We start from the raw sequence: 19,597 nt of genomic DNA, 5'->3' as shown, positions 1-19,597 counted from the left end.
ATAAATAATCTTCATAGCAAAAAATCACCCTGGAGGATTTTTTGCTTAATAATTTCCAGATCGGGAGCAAAGTAACGATCCTGATTATATGGAGCAACTACCGCTCTTATTTTTGCATAAACCTGACTTAATTTAGGTGAGGTAGTTAGAGGTGTATGGAACTCGAGGCCTTGGCAAGCAGCTAATAATTCGATAGCTAGGATAGTCGCGGTATTATCAATCATTTCATACAAGCGCCTCGCTGCATTAGTAGCCATTGAAACATGATCTTCCTGATTCGCAGAGGTCGAGAGGCTGTCTACAGAATGAGGATGAGCCAAGGCTTTATTATCACTGGCACAAGCTGCGGCTGTAACATGGGCAATCATAAAACCAGAGTTTAAACCTCCCTCTTTAACTAAGTAAGCCGGTAATCCACTGAAATGTTTATCAATTAATAATGCAATACGACGCTCTGCATTAGCTCCCATTTCGGCAATTGCCAACGCTAAATTATCAGCTGCCATGGCAATAATTTCCCCGTGAAAATTACCTCCAGATAAAATATCCCCTTGCTCAGCAAAGACGATGGGGTTATCTGAAATAGCGTTGGCCTCGATCCCTAAGGTTTCACTAACAAAGCGCATTTGATGTAAAACAGCGCCCATGATTTGAGGTTGACAACGCAACGAGTATGGATCCTGTACCCGCGAGCAACTACGATGCGATTCACGAATCAAACTTCCAGCTAGTAAATCTCTATATTTTGCTGCAACGTCACATTGGGCTGAATAACCACGGACCTGGTGGATGCGCATATCAAAAGGAACGTCACTGCCAGAAGCAGCATCTACCGATAAACTTCCCGCTATAACGGCTGTTTCAAAGAGTAATTCTGTTTTGAATAAGGCTTGCATGGCTAAAGCTGTAGATACTTGTAAGCCGTTAAGCAACGCCAAACCTTCTTTAGGTGCTAATTCCAACGGTGTTAATCCAGCAATTTTAAGGCCTTCAACAGCACTAATTATTTTCCCTTCAAAACGCACCTGCCCTTCTCCTATTAAAGGTAAAGCAAGATGGGCTAGTGGTGCTAAATCACCCGATGCACCTACGGAGCCTTTAGCTGGGATGCAGGGATAAACACCTTTGTTGTATAAAACGCATAAAGCATCGATAAGCTCTTTTCTGACTCCAGAATAACCCTGTGCTAGATTATTAATTTTAAGAATTAAAACTAACGCTACAATTTCATCAGCCAGTAACTCACCGGTTCCACAAGCATGAGATAAGACAATATTACGTTGCAATTGTTTTAAAAGCTCAGTAGAAATAGTTTGGTTGGCTAGAGAACCAAACCCCGTATTGATGCCATATACAGTTCTTTTGTCATTTATTACCTGTTGTACAGTTGCACAAGATTTCTCAATTAGAGGTAAAAAAGCTTCGTCCAAAACCAAGGATTTCTGTTGAAAAAGAATGGACTTGATTGCTTGAAGACTTAAGTGGCCTGGAACAAGGGTAAAAAACTCAGCCATGACGCACTCCACCAATTGATTCCATGGGTAACCATAAATTATTTTCTTTAGCGCATTGCTTTGCCAAGGTATAACCAGCGTCAGCATGGCGCATAACGCCGGTTGCGGGATCATTATGCAACACGCGCGCGAGACGAATTGCAGCTTCCTCGGTGCCATCGGCCACGATGACCACTCCTGCATGTTGGGAAAATCCCATGCCTACGCCACCGCCATGGTGAATGCTGACCCAGGTCGCACCGCTGGCGCAATTCAATAAAGCATTTAATAATGGCCAGTCCGATACAGCATCACTACCATCCAACATCCCCTCGGTTTCTCGATTTGGGCTGGCCACTGAACCAGAGTCAAGATGATCGCGGCCAATGACAATCGGTGCTTTAACTTCTTTATTTTTTACCATTTCATTAAAGGCAAGTGCCAACCGTGCTCGATCTTTAAGGCCTACCCAACAAATTCTGGCTGGTAAACCTTGAAAAGCAATTTTTTCTCGGGCCATATCCAACCAATGATGCAAATGTTTGTCATCTGGCATCAGACTTTTAACTTTTTCATCTGTAGCATAGATATCTTCGGGGTCTCCTGATAAAGCCACCCAGCGAAAAGGGCCAACACCTTCACAAAATAGAGGGCGAATATAGGTAGGTACAAATCCAGGAATCATGAAGGCGTCAGTAACGCCTTCTTCATAAGCCATTTGACGAATATTGTTACCATAATCAAATACTGGAATACCTTCCTTTTGGAATGCAAGCATTGCTCTCACTTGTTCAGCCATCGATTTTTTCGCTGCGGCAACAACTTCTTGCGGAGCAGTTCGCCTGAGTTCAGCTGCTTTTTCCAAGGACCAACCACCTGGTAAATAACCATTTAATGGATCATGAGCGCTGGTTTGATCTGTGACCAGAGATGGTAAAACACCCCGTCGTAATAATTCCGGATAAATTTCAGCTGCATTCCCCAAAAGCCCTACCGATAAGGGTATTTTATTGCGGCAGGATTCCTGTATCCATTCCATGGCTTGCTCAAAATTTTCTGTAGAGCGGTCTAAATAGCGGGTTTTTAACCGTTTTTCCAATCGACGAGGATCACATTCAATGGCAAGCATACTAGCTCCTGCCATTGTTGCTGCCAAAGGTTGCGCTCCTCCCATACCGCCAAGGCCAGCTGTCAATACCCAGTGACCTGATAAATTACCATCGTAATGTTTCTTAGCGCAGGCACTGAAAGTCTCATAAGTACCTTGCACTATGCCTTGCGAACCGATATAAATCCAACTACCTGCAGTCATTTGCCCATACATCATGAGCCCTTTCTTATCAAGCTCATTAAAATGATCCCAGGTAGCCCAATGCGGTACTAAGTTAGAGTTAGCAATTAAAACTCGTGGCGCATCCTTATGGCTAGTAAAAACCCCTACAGGTTTTCCCGATTGAACTAATAAAGTTTGATCATCATTCAGCTCTTTGAGAACTTCCACAATCTTATTATAAGAAGGCCAATCACGGGCTGCGCGGCCACGACCTCCATAAACCACTAATGAAGCAGGGTCTTCCGCTACATCAGGATCCAGATTGTTACGAAGCATCCTTAAAGCAGCTTCTGTAAGCCAATTTTTAGCTTCCAATTGGGTACCGCGTTGAGCGCTGATATTGAGTAGCGCGTGGTTTTGCACAGCCATTTTTTCTCCATCCTTGAGTTCTATTGGGTATCATACACGAGGGGATAAAGGACGTGAATGGCTATTCCATTTGAAGCATTCATACAGGTTGTAAAAATAACAATCAACATGATAGACTGTAAAGTCGCTTTTTAAAAATGAAGAGTTATCGTGCATACACCTCAATCAAAACACCCTCCTTCATTGCGGGTTTTTTTCGCCACAGAAATGTGGGAAAGATATGGTTTTTACGTTGTACAATCTTTATTGGCCCTGTATTTGGCTCGTCATTTCAAATGGCCCGATAAAGACGTCTATGCGCTGGTCGGCTCTTTTACCGCTTTAACTTACTTGTCTCCAGTAATTGGAGGCTGGATTGCTGATCATTTACTTGGGCAGAAAAGAGCCATTTTGGCTGGAGCATGTTTTTTATTTCTTAGTTACCTCTCACTATCCCTTCTCAACTCAGATCAAGGCTTAACCGTTTCTCTAGCTGCGATTGCAGTAGGCACAGGTTTATTAAAACCTAATATTTCCTCGTTATTAGGTAATGAATATCCCATCGATTCGCCAAAACGAGAAAGCGGTTTTACGATTTTTTACATGGGGATAACAACAGGTATTATTTTAGGGACCACTTTACCTAGTTTACTTCATAGTCATTTTGGATGGCCCGTTGCTTTTGCCAGTGCTGCTTTGGGAATGGTTATCGCTTTTGCAGTTTTTGTTTTTGGAGTTTATATTTACCAAATAGCCGATTATCAACCTTTCGAATTCCGTATTGATAAATTACTAAAATCGATTTTGATGATGATATTTTTATGGCTGCTGTCTTTTTCAATTCTTGAATACCCCATCTTTGCTGATTCAGCCTTTGGTGGCGTGGTTCTCTTATCGTTGGGTTATTTAATTTACTGTGCAAAACGTGAAACAGCCCAGCAAGCAAGGCAAACTGTTGTCATTGGGTTATTATGTATCATTTCAGTGATGTTTTGGGCTTTTTATTTTCAAATGTTTATGTCGCTTACTCTCTTTATCTCAAGAGTTGTTGAGCCCAATCTTTTTGGTATTCAATTCCCACCACCTTACTATGTTGGTATACAAAGTTTTGGGATGATTATTTTTGGCTATTTTCTTGCTCGGGGAAAGAGGGAGCTCAATGTAGTGCAAAGTGGTATACGTACAAGTAATAAATTTATTTTGGCAATGATTTTTATGACTATTGCCTATACCCTTATTACACTAGTAAGCCGCAACAGCCAGGGGGCTAGTTTATTATCACCCTTGTATTTTATTCCTGCCTATTTAATGATTTCTATCGCCGAACTTTTACTATCTCCAGTAGGTCTCTCTGCGATCACTGTGCTAGCCAGTCGTAAAAAAGTGAGTACAATGATGGGGATCTTCTTTGTTTCACTGGGTATTGGCGGCTTTTTATCAGGTAAATTGGCTAATTTAACCTCGATTAAATCAGATGAATTAACGATTACCACGTTAAAAATTCATTATGCAAGCACCTTTGCCGAATTATTGTATATTTTATTGGCTGCCACGGTGGTTTGCTTCATTTTAGGCTTCTTTATAAAATCCCTCTTGCTACGCAATGAGAAGGGGTAAACAACAAGCCCTGGGTTAATAAAAGCTAACCTTGGGCTGCGTGCCTTGAAGTTCCTTATGATGCCATTTGACGCTACACTGCAGACATGGCATTATTTCTTGCCTTGGAAGGCCATTCTTATTACCTTCTACCTCTTATTTAGGTTTATCATGCATCAGCAAAAGTCATTATCATCAATATTACCCTTGTTTTTGGTTCTATTTATCGACGGCATGGGTTTGGGCTTACTGTTCCCTATTTTAAACACCATCATTATTGAACCTCAGTCTGGCTTTTTACCGGTTGAAACAAGCTTAGGTTTACGTGATTTCTATTATGGTTTAACAATCGGCATTTTTATGATTTGCTGGTTTTTTGGGGCTGCAATATTAGGTGATTTATCCGACAGCGTAGGCCGAAAAAAATCATTGATGATCTGTTTACTGGGTTCTTTCCTTGGGTATTTTCTTTCTGCAATTGCGATTGTTTTGCAAAATTTCTGGCTACTCATCATGGGACGTATCATCGCCGGCTTTACTTCTGGTAGCCAACCAATTGCACAAGCAGCCATTGTTGATGTCAGTTCCGAAGAACACAAAGCACGCAACATTGGATTTATTTTATTAGCCGTGTCACTTGGCTTTGTTTTTGGTCCAATTTTCGGTGGTCTGCTATCAGATAATCGCCTGGTCTCCTGGTTTGGCTTCGAAACCCCCATGTATTTTGCCGCTGCTTTATCTTTATTAAATGCTGCTTTGTTGCACCGTTCATTCAATGAAACCTTTACTAAGGCTGGTAATAAGATAAAAATTCAATGGCACTATGCAGTCAATATTTTTATTTCAGCCTTTAAGCATCCCTCTATCTGTAAATATTCTGTTGTATTGCTCGTTATGATCTTTGGCTGGTCCAATTATTTTTCCTTCATTTCTTTATATTTATTGCAAACTTATCATTACTCAGCCATGGAAAATTCTTTTTTCCTTGCGGTAATGGGGCTGGGTTTCAGTATCGGTTGTGGCTATATTGTTGATTTTTGTACCAAGCGGTACTCTTTTGATTGGGTGGTTATCACTGGCTTACTCTTGACAGCGACGCATGTGTTAATCACATTGCTATTTAAACAACAATGGGTGGCCTGGGTGGCAGCCCTTTTGATTGGAATGAGTCTATCTGTCGCCTATTCAGTGCTGTTGACTATTTTTTCCAATCAGGTAAATGAGGATGAGCAAGGTTGGGTTATGGGAGTTACGGGTTCAATTATGGCTCTTTGCTTTGGTTTAACATCGATTTTTACGGGTCTAATTGCCCAAATAGGTGCTGTATTACCGATGACCTTGGCCACTCTTGGTTTGGCAGTGAGTGGTATCCTCCTCGCTGCGGTTCAAACCAAGACTGCAGTCACATCGCATTAAAGGAGCAATTTTGGATAAAAAAAATTCTTATTTACCAGCTGGCTATCAGACACTCACAGCTTATTTAATTGTTAAAAATGCTGCAAAAGCCATTGATTTTTATAAGGAAGTATTCGATGCAGTGGAAATGATGCTTATGGAAAGCCCTGACAAAAAGATAGGCCACGCAGAATTGTCCATCGGTGATGTTAAATTTATGCTGGCTGATGAACATCCTGAAATGAATGCTTACGCGCCAGATAAATATAAGGGTTCACCGGTTGGGATGCATCTTTATGTTAAAGATGTTGATGCAACCGCAGCACTAGCGGTTAAGCATGGAGCTAAGCTGGTTAGAAAAGTGGAAAATCAATTTTACGGCGATCGCAGCGGCACCCTTGAAGACCCTTTTGGCCATACCTGGTATATCGCCACACACATTGAAGATGTTTCCGAAGAAGAAATGAAAAAGCGGGTAGCCGATTTATTTGCTAAAAAATAAGGCCCTTAATTCAGTATGAGTCAGTGAGTCTTACTGTAAAACTCGCTAATTTACTAAATACCTTAGCACTCAGGAAGAGATTATGCCCACATTGCTACGCTTAACAATATCATTATATGTAATGCTTTTTTTATTAACTGCTCAGGCTGAAATGGATCCAAGCAAGCTTATTAAGGTAACTAATGATACTAATCCCAATTGCATTGAATATTACCATTATAAAGGTGGGATCTATTGTAGTATTACGACCCAAGATGTTGCGCCAATGAATCCAGAAATAAAAAATTACGAAACACAGAAAATAGCCTTTGATAGTCGCCCCTGGAAAGTTGTTTTTGGGAAAAAAACAGAAGAAATAACCGTTGTTGAATATGTACCCGCTGATGATAATATCGAGCATTGGCAAGAATTGGTTACCAGTCAATTTATCCCTCGCTTACAAACAAGAATCTCCATCAAACAATATATTGACTCCATAATAAACAATTTAAAAGAATCTGGATTTAAACCAATTGTTACTATTATCGAAGAGACACCTGAACAGGCTTTATTTGAGTTTCGTATTGATAGTCCAAGTAACATGCAACAGGATGAATTACAATTTGTTACCAAAGGTAAAGATGGGTTTTATATTTTGCATTATGTGATTAGAAAGGCCGACATGGGTAAGCCCAACAGGAATAAATGGATAGGGTTGCTTAAGAAAACAAAGCCTAAATAAGACTGAAACTTTGAGTTGCTTAATGGTCTTAATTTGAACGAAATGGAGTAATGATCAGTATTTTCCCAGCAATGGACGTTCAAAACGTCCATTTAGCAACAATACTGTAGACAGTTACAAACTCGGTTGGCAAGTACAGCAGTTAATAACTGCCTCACCACCTCTGATAAGTCCTTTGCCTGTTGCAGCAACACCCGCTACAAAGGTAGAGACTGTACGCAAAGCTAGTGATACGAGCGACCACAGCGTATCAACCAAAAGGCTTCCTACAAAACAACAGCTAGTTTCTATTCCAGCAAGAAACATATTGTTACTCGATACGGCATGATTTAGATCCATAATAGCTAAATTTGCTGCTGTTTCAGCAAGTTTACCTATAGAAAAAACTGCTGAACCAACAGCCATTGTTAAGTTTACTATTGGTATTAACAACGTAGATCTTATCTCTTGCTGCATATCCGACAATGAATTAAAAGGCACGAAAAAACCAGAAAAAGTATTTAAGCGAATCTCTCTTTTTTGATATTGCTCATTTTTTTTGATTTGATATTGCTTCTGTTTTTTTGGGGCGCCCTGTTCAATCATAAGTAACCTAAATGACAACTTAAAGGCCACATTATAGCAATCCACTCACTTTTTGTCAAAAATTAATTCACATTGAACACCCAAATGCCTTAGGAGGTTGTTATAAAATATCAGGTAAATCTTCTTTAACTGAATACGAATGGGCGCCCATACCTACTAATCTGCCATGATCGACGATAAGGTATTCATCGCGAATAGGTCGCGTAGCTAACCAACACTCCAGTATTTCACGCGTACCCGCAGCATATCGCGCTTGAGCAGATAAAGATGTCCCGGAGATATGTGGTGTCATACCATGGTGAGCCATTGTTCGCCAAGGATGGTTTTGCGCAGCCGGTTGAGGAAACCAAACATCACCAGCATAACCCGCTAGTTGCCCCTGTTCTAGAGCATTAACAATTGCATCACGCTCACAAATTTTGCCTCGTGCTGTATTAATAAGATAGGTTCCACGTTTCATTGTACTTATTAGCTGCTCATTAAAAAGATGTTCTGTTTCAGGATGGAGGGGAACGTTAATAGTAACAACATCACAATGAGGTAGCATGGATTGCAGGTCGGAATGATAAGTAAGCCCTAATTCTTGCTCGACGCTTTCTGGCAAACGGTGACGGTCAGTATAGTGTAGCTTGACTTCAAAAGGTTTTAATCGCTGCATTACAGCTAGACCAATACGCCCAGCTCCTAAAGAACCAACAACCATTCCTTCAAGATCGTAAGAACGCTCAACACAATCAGCAATATTCCATCCCCCTTGGATAACCCATTGATAGGAGGGAATATAGTTACGTACTAAAGACAAGATCATCATAACCACATGTTCTGCAACGCTGATACTATTTGAATAAGTAACCTCAGCTACCGTGATGCCTTTTTTAATCGCTGCAGTCAAATCGACATGATCAGAGCCAATACCCGCTGTAATAGCTAATTTTAATTTTTTTGCCTTGGCAAGCCGCTCTGCTGTTAAATAGGCTGGCCAGAAAGGTTGTGAAATAACCACGTCAGCATTGGGTAATTCCTGTTCAAAAGTGGAGTTATCCCCCTCTTTATCAGAGGTTACAACTAATTCATGTCCTTGACGCTCAAGAAATTTTCGCAAACCCAACTCGCCAGAGACTGAGCCTAAAAGCTCTCCTGGTGTAAAATCCATCCCTTCGGGTGTTGGTAAGGTCTGTCCGCCAGGATAAATTTTTACTTGAGGAATTTCATCTCGCGCATAATGTTTAGGATAACCATTCACCGGATCCGGATAAAGAACACAAAGAACCTTTGCCATAACGATTTCTCCCTGAAATGCATTTTAGAATTAATAATTTGAACTGCATAAATGATGGTATTGGAAATAGAAGAAATTAACTAGAGTCTTGCTTGATTCTGGGAGGGAATTAGCACTAACTAATTGTATTATAAATTAATATCTTGTGAGACGATTTTAATTTCTCCCTGCTCATGGCGGGCAACAACCAGTGTGTATTCAGGAACTTCAAGCCACGTTGTAGTATCTTCAGTTAATGGCTCAGACGCAATAATAATACTAGCCTTTATATTGCCACCTTTCATTTTATATTCATTGTCATAGAAGCCATAACTCTCACCATAGGTGTACCATAAAGAATGATAGACACCAGAGTGGGCAGAGGGTAAAGCATCTGCTGGTTGCCAGCCATAGTCCAACACAAACCGTGTTGCAGCAATAAATTCACCATTCGTTATAAAAAGATTCACTGGCGAATTGACTTTTATATTTTTCTTATGTCGAACACGCTGCAGTATTTTTAAGGTTTCAATAATAGCCTTTACTATTTCTTCTGTCTCATAGCGGCCATCATAGGTTGATAGTTGTGATAAAAAGATGGCATAAATCCATTCACTATCCGTAGTGCCATTAATATCTTTCCTATACTCCGGACTAATGTACTCTAACAAATCATAACGCATCGTATTAAAATTACTAAGCGCTCCATTATGCGCCAATGCTACATTTGAACCCGCATATACAAAGGGATGTACATTTTGATTAGACACAACCTGTTTTTCATGATAGGAAACCCCCCGTAAATGCGCTAGAAGGCAGTGAGGTGAAATTTTCGCTGCCAGGTTACGCAGGTTTTCATCATAAAAAGGCAGTTGCGGAGTTTTATAGAGATAGGGCTCTGTGGGATTGTGCGACATACCATCCCATGCAGCCATCCCAAACCCAGCCAGATTCAACAAATGAGACATGTATTTAGGATGATAACTTTGCTTAATAAATGAGTTATCAGGCTTATAAAGCAACTCTTCAACAACAATTGGTTTGCCAAGATATGATAATATTCTACACATATTTTTTACCTATTATATGTTTCAATATGCAGTCTCACATCCAACTTATTAATGGATTTTTCCAACGCGACCAGAGAGATACAAATCAAATCAAATAATTTATACCAAAGCCGCGGGTTATTGTTGCGTATTGCATCCAATTCTGATTCTGATATTTTGAGCAAGATTGCTTGTTCACAAGTAACAAAAGTTATCGTAAAAGAAGAGTCATTATCGATACAGGCTATGCTGGCAAATAAGGCTCCAGGGCCAATAACCGATAGTTTGGCGAGTTTATTATCTTGCATAATACTCGATTGGACAGCTCCCTGTATGACTATATAGCAGGAAGCGTTTTTTTCCCCTACGTGAATCAATTTACAATTTTTTGCTGCTTCCAGGAGAACCGTATGTTGAAATAATTCATGCAATTCATCTTTACTAAATGATTTAAATAAGGATTTTTTTTGTAAGCGCTCCAACATAGATTCGTTGATTGAGGCAACTTGCTTTGGTTGATTCAGTGAATCAACTACACGCCCCAAAAAAGATAAACCAGGTATTTCAGATTGTGTAATAAGTGTTGTAACTTTGCCATGCATTGCTTTTAAACGAGAACAAATTTGTTTGGTAATTGCATATAATATTTTGTATTTTGTTTCCGGAAAATAGAGAGAAAGCATTTCAAAATGGACTGAATTGATAAATAAACACTGCACATTATTACTTGCCACATAAGAAGTAGGTGAAGCTCCTTTCTCTATAAAACTTATCTCATTCAAAAAATTACCCGGTTTTAGTACTTCTATATTAGTCATTCCCTGCCCCATTGAGCGCGCAGAAACCACTACATTACCGCTAATAATAATATAAATACCTTCTGCTTTTTTCCCTTGTTGCAGGATCACATCACCGGTAGAAAAGCTGTGGATTTGACCATTGTTTAATAAAACTTCCAACTCTTGACGATCCAGGTAATTGGCTAAATTGGTCTCTTCCAACTCAGGGAGCTTGGCCATCGTTTCTGGATTATCAATGAGCTTAAACATCCTATCCTCCCCTCCCCATTTATCTATCCATGACCCTTAAATAGCTCTTTAAATTGATTCAGCCCACATACGGCATTGCGCTGCGACTACCTTAGATAAAGAGCCTTCTTGTTTAAAAACCTGTTTTAAGAAAGCCGCATCATTCATGTTCTTCATCGCATCATTTACCAATAGAGCAACATAGTCTGAATTGCCTAACTGCACGATATAGTTCTCAATTTTTTTAACTGTTTCAATTAAATCATCAATAATCAAACTATGTTGCATAGTATAAGGATTAATAAAATCACCTTCAAAACCATAGCGACTAGCCTGAAAGCGGTTATGATTATAGAGATAGTATAAATCATGACTAACGTCTATGGGTCTTTCCTCCAGTAGATAAAGGCTCAGGGCTTGAATATAGGCAATGATTAAAACTGCTTTTTTAATAGTCAACGGGGTATCACAGACACGAATTTCCACTGTACCAAACTCTGGTTTTGGCCTAATGTCCCAATAAAAATCTTTCATACTGGCTATAATTCCCAATTGACGCATTTTGTAGTAGTAGTCGGAAAATTCTCGCCAATTTATCAGGTAAGGAATGACGCCACTGAGCGGAAAAGCATTAAAAATTGTCGATCTTGATGAACAGTAGCCCGTATCAATGCCTTGATAAAAGGGCGAAGAAGCACAAATAGCAATAAACTGCGGAACATATCTTGCTAAAGCATGCGTAAGATACAAAGCATCTTCCGCTTGGGTACAACCGATATGAATATGCTGACCAAATACTGTTGACCGTTTGGATAAATAGCGATATTTTCTCGATAATTTCCTATATCTTATGGTTGGAAATATTTTTTGCATAGTCCATCTTTGGAAAGGATGCGTTCCACCACCACAAATAGCAATATGCATCTCAGCAGCCTGGCCCAGAAGAAATTGTTGTAAATGGACTAACTCCTCTAACATCGCTTGTGGTGAGTGATGAATTGAGGAGTTAATTTCAATCATGCTTTGGGTGATTTCTGGTGTTATTCTGGGGCGATGAGGACTTTCTCTTAAATTTCGGATTAAATCTTTTGCACGTGAAACCAAGCTATACGTGCGTGGTGCAACAATCTGAAATTCGAGTTCTACACCAATTGATACAGCAGAGGATTTTTTGAAGGGTAATAATCTCATAAGGCTCCTCATCATCCATGTTATTTACCTATAGTATAAACGGATATTATTGGCGCTGCAGGGAAAGGTGACTGATTACATAAGAATTTTTTCTAGTGAACAACTATGCTTTGAGAGTTTTTTGAATTACTGCTATCATTCTCCCCTTTTTGAAAGAGATTTCAGCTTTTATGTCTGAGCAACAATTGTTTTTAAAGCAACTGCTTAAATCCTTGGATGATATCCAGGCAATCGATGTAGTCGTTATTGATGTAAAAAACCAAACTTCAGTGACTGACTATATGATCATATGCAGCGGCCGTTCATCACGCCACGTTAAAGCGATCGCCGAGCTTGTCTTAGAGCAGATGAAAGCTGCTGGATTACCTGCTTTGAGTCAAAATGGCCTTGAATCTGGTGAATGGGCCTTGATCGATTTTGGTGATTTTGTTTTACATGTCATGCAGCCTGATAGTCGTGCATTCTATAATCTTGAAGGGCTCTGGCAAACTACTCCTCCTAGTAAATAACACATGTTCAAAATTACCCTCATTGCCTGTGGTAATAAGATGCCGTCTTGGGTTAACACGGCCGTCGCTGAGTTTTCAAAGCGACTGCAAGATTATGTTAGCTTTAATTTGGTTGAAATTCCGCTGGCCAAACGGGGTAAATCTACTGATTTGACACGCATTTTAGAAAAAGAAGCGGCTCTGATTAGTGCTGCAATTCCCTCTAATGCCCGTATTATTGCATTAGAAATCAATGGAAACAGCTTCACCAGTGAAAAGCTTGCTTTAAAGCTTGAACAATTACAGCAAATTACTAGCCATCTCTGCTTTCTTGTTGGTGGGCCTGAGGGATTAATTCCATCGGTCATTGCTCGTAGTAACGAGCGTTGGTCTTTATCACAATTGACACTTCCTCATCCTCTTGTGCGCATCGTTCTATTAGAAGCACTTTATCGAGCCTGGTCAATAATTCATAACCACCCTTACCACAAATGAGGTTTTAAGATAAGATGTCCTGTGTTCTTGCCACCTTATTAGCAATAGAAAAGCATGCGTTTAAATAGATCTGTAAAAAATGACCGTGTGGAGTCACACATCCATCGATCTCGATTGAATTTACTTGTCGCGTTGATCATTACCTTGTCATTTATACTGGTTTTACGCTTGGCTTATTTACAAATATCAGAATTTAAACGATATGAAACCTTATCCTTGAAAAATCAGATGGGTATCATTCCTATCGCACCTCCGCGGGGAATTATTCTCGATAAAAATGGAGTTGTTCTCGCTGAAAATATCCCTGTCTATGTTTTAGAAGTGATTCCAGAACGTGTTAAACATTTAAATATAACCATTGAAAAGTTAAGAATGCTTCTTCCATCAATTACGGATGATGATATTGATAATTTTAAACGAGCTCGTAAGCAGAATCGTTCTTTCGTCCCGATTCCTCTTAAACTCAAACTAACACAAGAAGAAGTTGCTCTTTTTGCTACAAATCAATATCAGTTTCCTGGAGTAAGTATTAAAGCAAGGTTGATGCGGTTTTATCCACAAGGAGAAATAGCTGCACATCTTCTTGGTTATGTAGGACGAATCAATGTACAGGAATTACGTCAAGTTGATCCAACCAATTATCGCGCCACAAATTTCATTGGAAAAGCAGGGATTGAAAAATTTTATGAGAATATCCTTCATGGTGAAGTGGGCTATCAACAGGTAGAAACAGATGTTAGTGGCAGGACACTACGAATTGTTAATAAGCAAAACCCTGTTTCTGGTGAAAAACTCTATTTAACAATTGACTCGCGTTTGCAGAAAGTCGCCTATGAGGCAATGAAAGATAAACGCGGTGCTGTTGTTGCCATGAGTACCCGCGGCGGGGATATTTTAACAATGGTTAGTGCTCCAAGTTTTGATCCGAACGCTTTTGTTAATGGAATTAATACGAGCGACTATCAAAAATTGTCTACTGCACGTGACAGACCACTTTATAATCGCGCCGTTCGAGGACTATATCCGCCAGCCTCTACTATCAAGCCTTTTATGGGGCTTGCCGGCCTGGAAAAAGGAGTTGTTGATACACATTACAGTATTTATGATCCAGGCTGGTTCAGATTGCCTGGTGTCAGCCATGCTTACCGAGATTGGAAAAAGACTGGTCACGGTGTCATCAATTTGAAGCGCGCAATCACTGTTTCTTGCGATACTTATTTTTATCAATTAGGTCATAAAATGGGTATTGCAGCTATGGAAGATATATTAAGTCAGTTTGGTTTTGGTCAATTAACTCATATTGATCTCCATGAAGAAGCAGCCGGACTTTTACCCAACAAACATTGGAAAAGGCAAACTAAAGGTGTTCCCTGGTACCCCGGTGATACGGTTATTACCTCTATTGGACAAGGTTTTATGTTGGTTTCACCCGTTCAGTTGGCTAATGCAACTGCTTCTTTAAGCCAAAAAGGTAAACGGTACAGACCCCACCTTTTACAACGATCAGTTCAAAGTGATCGTGGTGAAACGCATGAGTATCAGGTATTGGAAGAGTACCCAATGCGCCTGAAAGATGATAGCTACTGGACTGTGATTGCTGATGCGATGCAATCTGTCATCGTAAGTAACGAGGGAACTGGTTACCGTTTTGGTAGAAATGCCCCCTACTCTGTTGCGGCAAAAACAGGCACAGCGCAAGTATTTGGTGGGCGGCACTATGAAAAGGCGCGTGAAGGAGGGGAAATTCCCGAGTTTCTAAGAGACCATTCACTCTTTATTGCCTTTTCCCCTGTAGAAGATCCTGAAATAGCAATTGCAGTTATGGTAGAAAATGATGTTGCTGCCTCTAACGTGGCTCGCAAAGTCTTGGATGCTTATTTTGAACTCAAAAAAAGTGATACAAAATCATGAAATCAAGTCATGTACGGCCTGTCTATCGATTAACAGCTAAATCATTACACATTGATTTACCTTTACTTGGCCTGCTTTTAGCTTTAATTGCCTTTGGCATGCTTATTCTATATAGCGCTTCTAACCAAAATTTAAGTATGGTCCTCCGTCAATCACTAAGATTAGTTTTTGCTTTGGCAATTATGATGCTTTTTGCTGTCATACCCCCGCATAAATATAAAATCTGGACCCCTTGGATTTTTGGTGTTGGTTTAGGACTTTTGATAGCAGTGATGCTAATAGGAAAAATCGGTAAAGGAGCCCAGCGTTGGCTCGATTTAGGCTTATTTCGTTTTCAACCTTCAGAAATCATGAAGCTGGCGATTCCTATGATGACAGCCTGGTACTTTGACCGCAAGGCAATCCCTATTGATATCAAATCGCTGATGATAGCTGCTCTCATAATTTTTATTCCTACCCTATTAATTGCCAAACAACCTGACTTAGGCACTGCAATTATGGTTGCAGCAGCAGGCTTAAGCGTTGTTTTTCTAGCTGGAATCAGTATGAATGTCCTTCTGGCACTCATTACCTTGATAGGACTTGCTACCCCCCTACTTTGGCATTTCATGCATGATTACCAAAAGCAACGAATTTTTACTCTTCTCAATCCGGAACAAGATCCCTTAGGATCAGGCTACCACATTATCCAGTCAAAAATTGCGATTGGCTCAGGAGGAGCATTCGGTAAAGGCTGGCTTGAAGGGAGCCAATCCCATCTTAATTTTTTACCCGAGCATGCGACTGATTTTATTTTTGCAGTTAGCGGAGAAGAGTTTGGTTTTGTAGGCAGTAGTATTCTTATTATTCTGTTCATTCTTATCTCTTTGCGGGGCCTTTATATAGCAAAACAAGCCCAAACAAGCTTTACACGTTTATTAGCAGCCTCTTTGGCAATGACCTTTTTCTTATCTGCCTTTGTAAATATTGGCATGGTTATGGGGATTCTGCCTGTGGTTGGTATTCCGCTGCCCTTAGTAAGCTATGGTGGTACTGCGATGGTTACTTTCCTCACCAGCTTTGGTATTTTAATGTCCATCAGTTCACATCGTATTTTGTTTAATAGCATGTAGGGGATCGTTTATATTTCTACTATCTTGACGCTTATGGTTTGATTTCCAGCACATACGACAGCGTATATCCTGCTGCGATGAGCCAACCATAATCACCCAAACTAGCGACCTATTAATAGCCCCTAGTCTGTTTGTAGAGTTAACCCGGATAAATGCCAGGGTTGTCTCTCAGGCAGAAATCAATTTTGAGGAAACTGGTGCATAACTTTTACGGTGGATAGCGCACGGCCCCTTTTCCTCAAGAAGCTTACGGTGCATCTCCGTTGCATACCCTTTATGGATAGCAAAACCGTAGCCGGGATAAACCAACTCCATTTTTTCCATTTCTTCATCACGCAGTACTTTAGCTAAAATGGAAGCAGCCCCAATAGCCTGAATCAAACTGTCCCCCTTGACAATGGCCTGGCAAGGAATAGTAACAGAAGGAATGTATAAGCCATCAACTAAAATCTCATCAGGTTTTATTGTTAACGCCTCTATGGCACGCTTCATAGCAAGTAAGGTAGCATGATGAATATTTAATTGATCAATTTCTTCTACTTCTGCACGGCCATAAGCAAAACATCGTGCCTCATTCTTTATTCTCTCGGCCAATTGCTTACGTTTGGCTGCACTTAACTTTTTGGAATCAGTCACTCCTTCGATCGGCCGGTGTAAAATCACAGCAGCAGTAACAACTGCTCCGGCTAAAGGACCACGACCGACTTCATCAACACCGGCAATACATTTCTCCATAACGCCCTTGTCCTGAGGTTCAATAAAAAGCGATAGTTTAACGAGATCTCATATAAAAGCTATGCATTGTGTAAAAACACCTTTAAAAAATCTTTTTATATCAAGCTCCGACTATTTAAAATTGATTTATCCGCTAGGAAATGCGATCATGCGCGCAAATTATTGGCAATTGTTGTCTTATGGCTAAGTTAAAATGTGCTGTTATTGGAGTTGGTTATTTAGGGCGTTTTCATGCTCAAAAATACCTCATGCTGCCAAATGCAGAATTGGTAGCTGTTTGTGATGCGAATAAAGCAACCAGCGAAGCGGTTGCTCAGGAGCTACAAGTACCCGCTTATCAAGATTATAGAGATTTATTTGATAAAGTAGATGCAGTCAGCATCGCAGCGACCACTAACCAACATTATGAAATCGCTAAGCATTGCCTGGAACAAGGTCTTCATATACTTATTGAAAAGCCAATTACTGAAACTGTTGAGCAAGCCAGCGAATTAATTCGCTTGGCAAAAAAACACCAGGTCAAATTGCAGGTTGGCCATTTAGAACGTTTCAATTCTGCCCGGCTAGCGTTGGACGAGCATCTAGAACAACCTCTTTTTATTGAATCTCATCGTTTAGCCCCATTTAATCCACGGGGTACCGATGTTAATGTTATTCTTGATTTAATGATTCATGATATCGATATCATTCAGACTATTGTGGATAGTCCTATAGTGAATATCGATGCGCAGGGAGCCCCCGTTCTTTCCAAGTCAATTGATATCGCGAACGCAAGAATTACCTTTGAAAATCATTGTGTCGCTAATGTCACTGCCAGTCGTATCAGTTTTAAGACTGAACGCAAAACAAGGATCTTTCAACCAAATTCTTATATTTCGATTGATTACCATAATAAGCAATTTGCCGTCTTTCAAAAAGGAGAAGGTGAAATGTTTCCGGGTATCCCTGAAATTACCCGTCATCAATCAGTATTTGAGAAAGGTGATGCATTATTGGAAGAGATAAAGGCTTTTATAAATTGTATTGAAAAAGATACATCACCACTTGTTACCGGTGAAGAAGGCCGTGCAGCGCTTGCGACAGCAGAAAAAATTACTTCTTTGATTAATAAGCATTTAGTTGCAAGACATGTCGTCAGCTAAACATATTGTCATTATTGCCGGTGAAGAATCAGGCGATATGCACGCAGCCGTCCTGATACAACAATTACGTGCTTGGGACAATAATCTTATTATCAGTGGTATTGGTGGTAGGCATATGCAGGAAGCCGGTGTCCAGCTGATCAGTGATCTGGCGCGCTTTGGTGTTACTGGACTTTCTGAAGTTATTCGTCACCTTCGAGTTATTAAAAAAGCATTCAAAGCGATCAAAGCGCATCTACAAACCGTAAAACCCGATTTGTTAATTCTGGTCGATTACCCGGGTTTTAATTTGCGTTTAGCAAAATTTGCCAAAAAAAAACTTGGTATTCGCATCCTATATTACATTAGTCCCCAAATTTGGGCATGGAAAGCTAATCGGATTGAAACGATTCGTGCTTGTGTTGATCATATGGCTGTTATCTTGCCCTTTGAAAAAACACTTTATCAGCAAGCAGGAGTCCCTGTTTCTTTCGTGGGCCATCCACTTGTCGATAAAATCCTTCCTTACACTGATATTAAAACTATTCGCGAAAATTTAAATTTACCGGCTGAAAAACGCTTAATTGCTATGTTACCTGGCAGTAGAAATAATGAAATAGAAAGACATATGCCCGTACTTCTTGCTACAGCTGAAATGCTCAGCCAACAGCAGGATAATATCCATTTTGTTATTCCTATTGCGGGTTCATTAAACCCTACTCTGGTAAAAAATTATTTTGCTAAGAGTAAGGTTGGGGTTTCTTTCATCCCTGGGCATGCCAGAGAGGTCATTGCTTGCAGTGATTGCGCCGTGGTAGCTTCTGGAACAGCCTCTCTTGAGTGTGCACTGTTGGAAAAACCCATGTGCATTATCTACAAAAGCTCCATGATTAGTTATATCGCAGCGATGAAATTAATCAAAGTAAAATACCTGGGCTTATGTAACCTGTTGCAAAATGAAATGGTGGTTCCTGAATTGTTGCAATACGATTGCAATGCAACAGAATTAACTCGTACTTTGAGTGAACTTTTGATTGATACTGAAGTAAAAGAACGTATGTTAAGGCGCCTTAAACACTTAAAAATCTCCATTTCCTCTGAACAAGCGGATTGTTCGCTCTTAACGCTGGTAAAGGCTGAAATAAATCACTCTGCATAAAATAAAGCAAGAATAGTCAGTATATTAACGTATATTGAGTCAAGTATGCCTGATAATCAACCAATTATTAAGGGAAC

At 40.0% G+C, this 19,597-nt stretch carries 18 protein-coding genes; 10 read left to right on the top strand and 8 right to left on the bottom strand.

Going from position 1 to position 19,597, the window contains the following annotated elements:
* Positions 1 to 11 precede the first annotated feature (11 nt).
* Positions 12 to 1,514, bottom strand: a complete 1,503-nt coding sequence (hutH, locus tag DYC89_RS07965; protein ID WP_115221306.1) for a histidine ammonia-lyase — start codon at positions 1,512 to 1,514, stop codon at positions 12 to 14.
* The gene (gene hutU / locus DYC89_RS07960; protein WP_115221305.1) at positions 1,507 to 3,195 is read right to left on the bottom strand and encodes a urocanate hydratase; all 1,689 of its coding nucleotides are present in this window, start codon (positions 3,193 to 3,195) and stop codon (positions 1,507 to 1,509) included. The genes hutH and hutU overlap by 8 nt, the downstream gene beginning before the upstream one ends.
* A gap of 150 nt (positions 3,196 to 3,345) precedes the next feature.
* On the opposite strand from hutU, the gene DYC89_RS07955 reads away from it, so the two are divergent.
* From DYC89_RS07955 to DYC89_RS07940, 4 genes are all read left to right on the top strand, one after another.
* Entirely contained in the window at positions 3,346 to 4,791 is a 1,446-nt protein-coding gene (locus DYC89_RS07955) for a peptide MFS transporter (protein WP_115221304.1), read from the top strand.
* A 150-nt stretch (positions 4,792 to 4,941) separates the two neighbouring features.
* The gene (locus DYC89_RS07950; RefSeq protein WP_115222694.1) at positions 4,942 to 6,186 is read left to right on the top strand and encodes an MFS transporter; all 1,245 of its coding nucleotides are present in this window, start codon (positions 4,942 to 4,944) and stop codon (positions 6,184 to 6,186) included.
* Positions 6,187 to 6,196: 10 nt separating this feature from the next.
* The gene (locus tag DYC89_RS07945) at positions 6,197 to 6,667 is read left to right on the top strand and encodes a VOC family protein (protein ID WP_115221303.1); all 471 of its coding nucleotides are present in this window, start codon (positions 6,197 to 6,199) and stop codon (positions 6,665 to 6,667) included.
* 82 nt (positions 6,668 to 6,749) lie between these two features.
* Positions 6,750 to 7,388: a hypothetical protein gene (locus tag DYC89_RS07940; protein WP_115221302.1), complete on the top strand. Its 639-nt coding sequence runs from the start codon at positions 6,750 to 6,752 to the stop codon at positions 7,386 to 7,388.
* Positions 7,389 to 7,502: 114 nt separating this feature from the next.
* Here the strand turns inward: DYC89_RS07940 and DYC89_RS07935 are convergent, their stop codons facing one another.
* From DYC89_RS07935 to DYC89_RS07915, 5 genes are all read right to left on the bottom strand, one after another.
* Positions 7,503 to 7,973, bottom strand: a complete 471-nt coding sequence (locus DYC89_RS07935) for a hypothetical protein (RefSeq protein WP_115221301.1) — start codon at positions 7,971 to 7,973, stop codon at positions 7,503 to 7,505.
* A 100-nt stretch (positions 7,974 to 8,073) separates the two neighbouring features.
* Positions 8,074 to 9,252 carry an NAD-dependent formate dehydrogenase gene (locus DYC89_RS07930; RefSeq protein ID WP_181879353.1) on the bottom strand — a complete coding sequence of 393 codons (1,179 nt, stop codon included), beginning with the start codon at positions 9,250 to 9,252 and terminating at the stop codon, positions 8,074 to 8,076.
* A 128-nt stretch (positions 9,253 to 9,380) separates the two neighbouring features.
* A complete protein-coding gene (locus DYC89_RS07925; protein ID WP_115221299.1) occupies positions 9,381 to 10,301 on the bottom strand; it encodes a class II glutamine amidotransferase in 921 nt (306 codons plus the stop codon).
* Positions 10,302 to 10,306: 5 nt separating this feature from the next.
* Positions 10,307 to 11,329 carry a Crp/Fnr family transcriptional regulator gene (locus tag DYC89_RS07920; protein ID WP_115221298.1) on the bottom strand — a complete coding sequence of 341 codons (1,023 nt, stop codon included), beginning with the start codon at positions 11,327 to 11,329 and terminating at the stop codon, positions 10,307 to 10,309.
* Between the two features lie 48 nt (positions 11,330 to 11,377).
* The gene (locus tag DYC89_RS07915; protein WP_115221297.1) at positions 11,378 to 12,499 is read right to left on the bottom strand and encodes a YbdK family carboxylate-amine ligase; all 1,122 of its coding nucleotides are present in this window, start codon (positions 12,497 to 12,499) and stop codon (positions 11,378 to 11,380) included.
* A 170-nt stretch (positions 12,500 to 12,669) separates the two neighbouring features.
* On the opposite strand from DYC89_RS07915, the gene rsfS reads away from it, so the two are divergent.
* Genes rsfS through rodA form a run of 4 tightly spaced genes read left to right on the top strand, consistent with a single transcriptional unit; the run spans position 12,670 to position 16,505 of the window.
* Positions 12,670 to 13,008 carry a ribosome silencing factor gene (gene rsfS / locus DYC89_RS07910; RefSeq protein ID WP_115221296.1) on the top strand — a complete coding sequence of 113 codons (339 nt, stop codon included), beginning with the start codon at positions 12,670 to 12,672 and terminating at the stop codon, positions 13,006 to 13,008.
* Between the two features lie 3 nt (positions 13,009 to 13,011).
* On the top strand, positions 13,012 to 13,482 hold the full coding sequence (gene rlmH, locus DYC89_RS07905) for a 23S rRNA (pseudouridine(1915)-N(3))-methyltransferase RlmH (RefSeq protein ID WP_115221295.1): 471 nt from the start codon (positions 13,012 to 13,014) through the stop codon (positions 13,480 to 13,482).
* A 54-nt stretch (positions 13,483 to 13,536) separates the two neighbouring features.
* Complete coding sequence (gene mrdA / locus DYC89_RS07900; protein WP_115221294.1) at positions 13,537 to 15,393, top strand: penicillin-binding protein 2; 1,857 nt, start codon at positions 13,537 to 13,539, stop codon at positions 15,391 to 15,393.
* Complete coding sequence (gene rodA, locus DYC89_RS07895) at positions 15,390 to 16,505, top strand: rod shape-determining protein RodA (protein ID WP_115221293.1); 1,116 nt, start codon at positions 15,390 to 15,392, stop codon at positions 16,503 to 16,505. Before mrdA ends, rodA begins: the two co-directional genes overlap by 4 nt.
* A gap of 168 nt (positions 16,506 to 16,673) precedes the next feature.
* Here the strand turns inward: rodA and rnhB are convergent, their stop codons facing one another.
* Entirely contained in the window at positions 16,674 to 17,240 is a 567-nt protein-coding gene (gene rnhB, locus DYC89_RS07890; RefSeq protein WP_115221292.1) for a ribonuclease HII, read from the bottom strand.
* A 179-nt stretch (positions 17,241 to 17,419) separates the two neighbouring features.
* On the opposite strand from rnhB, the gene DYC89_RS07885 reads away from it, so the two are divergent.
* Both DYC89_RS07885 and lpxB read left to right on the top strand, forming a co-directional pair.
* A complete protein-coding gene (locus DYC89_RS07885; protein ID WP_115221291.1) occupies positions 17,420 to 18,382 on the top strand; it encodes a Gfo/Idh/MocA family protein in 963 nt (320 codons plus the stop codon).
* Positions 18,369 to 19,520: a lipid-A-disaccharide synthase gene (gene lpxB / locus DYC89_RS07880; protein ID WP_115221290.1), complete on the top strand. Its 1,152-nt coding sequence runs from the start codon at positions 18,369 to 18,371 to the stop codon at positions 19,518 to 19,520. Before DYC89_RS07885 ends, lpxB begins: the two co-directional genes overlap by 14 nt.
* Positions 19,521 to 19,597 lie beyond the last annotated feature (77 nt).

It is taken from the genome of Legionella donaldsonii, assembly GCF_900452385.1.
GTDB lineage: Bacteria > Pseudomonadota > Gammaproteobacteria > Legionellales > Legionellaceae > Tatlockia > Tatlockia donaldsonii.
Note: the sequence above shows the minus strand (reverse complement) of the source record. Positions and strands in the feature narration are given on the sequence as shown.

Excerpts from the sequence above, each read along its gene's own strand:
- DYC89_RS07950 (WP_115222694.1), top strand. The coding sequence starts at position 4,942 with ATGCATCAGCAAAAGTCATTATCATCAATATTACCCTTGTTTTTGGTT.
- rodA (WP_115221293.1), top strand. The coding sequence starts at position 15,390 with ATGAAATCAAGTCATGTACGGCCTGTCTATCGATTAACAGCTAAATCA.
- rsfS (WP_115221296.1), top strand. The coding sequence starts at position 12,670 with ATGTCTGAGCAACAATTGTTTTTAAAGCAACTGCTTAAATCCTTGGAT.
- DYC89_RS07920 (WP_115221298.1), bottom strand. The coding sequence starts at position 11,329 with ATGTTTAAGCTCATTGATAATCCAGAAACGATGGCCAAGCTCCCTGAG.
- mrdA (WP_115221294.1), top strand. The coding sequence starts at position 13,537 with ATGCGTTTAAATAGATCTGTAAAAAATGACCGTGTGGAGTCACACATC.
- DYC89_RS07925 (WP_115221299.1), bottom strand. The coding sequence starts at position 10,301 with ATGTGTAGAATATTATCATATCTTGGCAAACCAATTGTTGTTGAAGAG.
- hutH (WP_115221306.1), bottom strand. The coding sequence starts at position 1,514 with ATGGCTGAGTTTTTTACCCTTGTTCCAGGCCACTTAAGTCTTCAAGCA.
- lpxB (WP_115221290.1), top strand. The coding sequence starts at position 18,369 with ATGTCGTCAGCTAAACATATTGTCATTATTGCCGGTGAAGAATCAGGC.
- hutU (WP_115221305.1), bottom strand. The coding sequence starts at position 3,195 with ATGGCTGTGCAAAACCACGCGCTACTCAATATCAGCGCTCAACGCGGT.
- DYC89_RS07885 (WP_115221291.1), top strand. The coding sequence starts at position 17,420 with ATGGCTAAGTTAAAATGTGCTGTTATTGGAGTTGGTTATTTAGGGCGT.
- rlmH (WP_115221295.1), top strand. The coding sequence starts at position 13,012 with ATGTTCAAAATTACCCTCATTGCCTGTGGTAATAAGATGCCGTCTTGG.
- DYC89_RS07930 (WP_181879353.1), bottom strand. The coding sequence starts at position 9,252 with ATGGCAAAGGTTCTTTGTGTTCTTTATCCGGATCCGGTGAATGGTTAT.
- rnhB (WP_115221292.1), bottom strand. The coding sequence starts at position 17,240 with ATGGAGAAATGTATTGCCGGTGTTGATGAAGTCGGTCGTGGTCCTTTA.
- DYC89_RS07915 (WP_115221297.1), bottom strand. The coding sequence starts at position 12,499 with ATGAGATTATTACCCTTCAAAAAATCCTCTGCTGTATCAATTGGTGTA.
- DYC89_RS07935 (WP_115221301.1), bottom strand. The coding sequence starts at position 7,973 with ATGATTGAACAGGGCGCCCCAAAAAAACAGAAGCAATATCAAATCAAA.
- DYC89_RS07940 (WP_115221302.1), top strand. The coding sequence starts at position 6,750 with ATGCCCACATTGCTACGCTTAACAATATCATTATATGTAATGCTTTTT.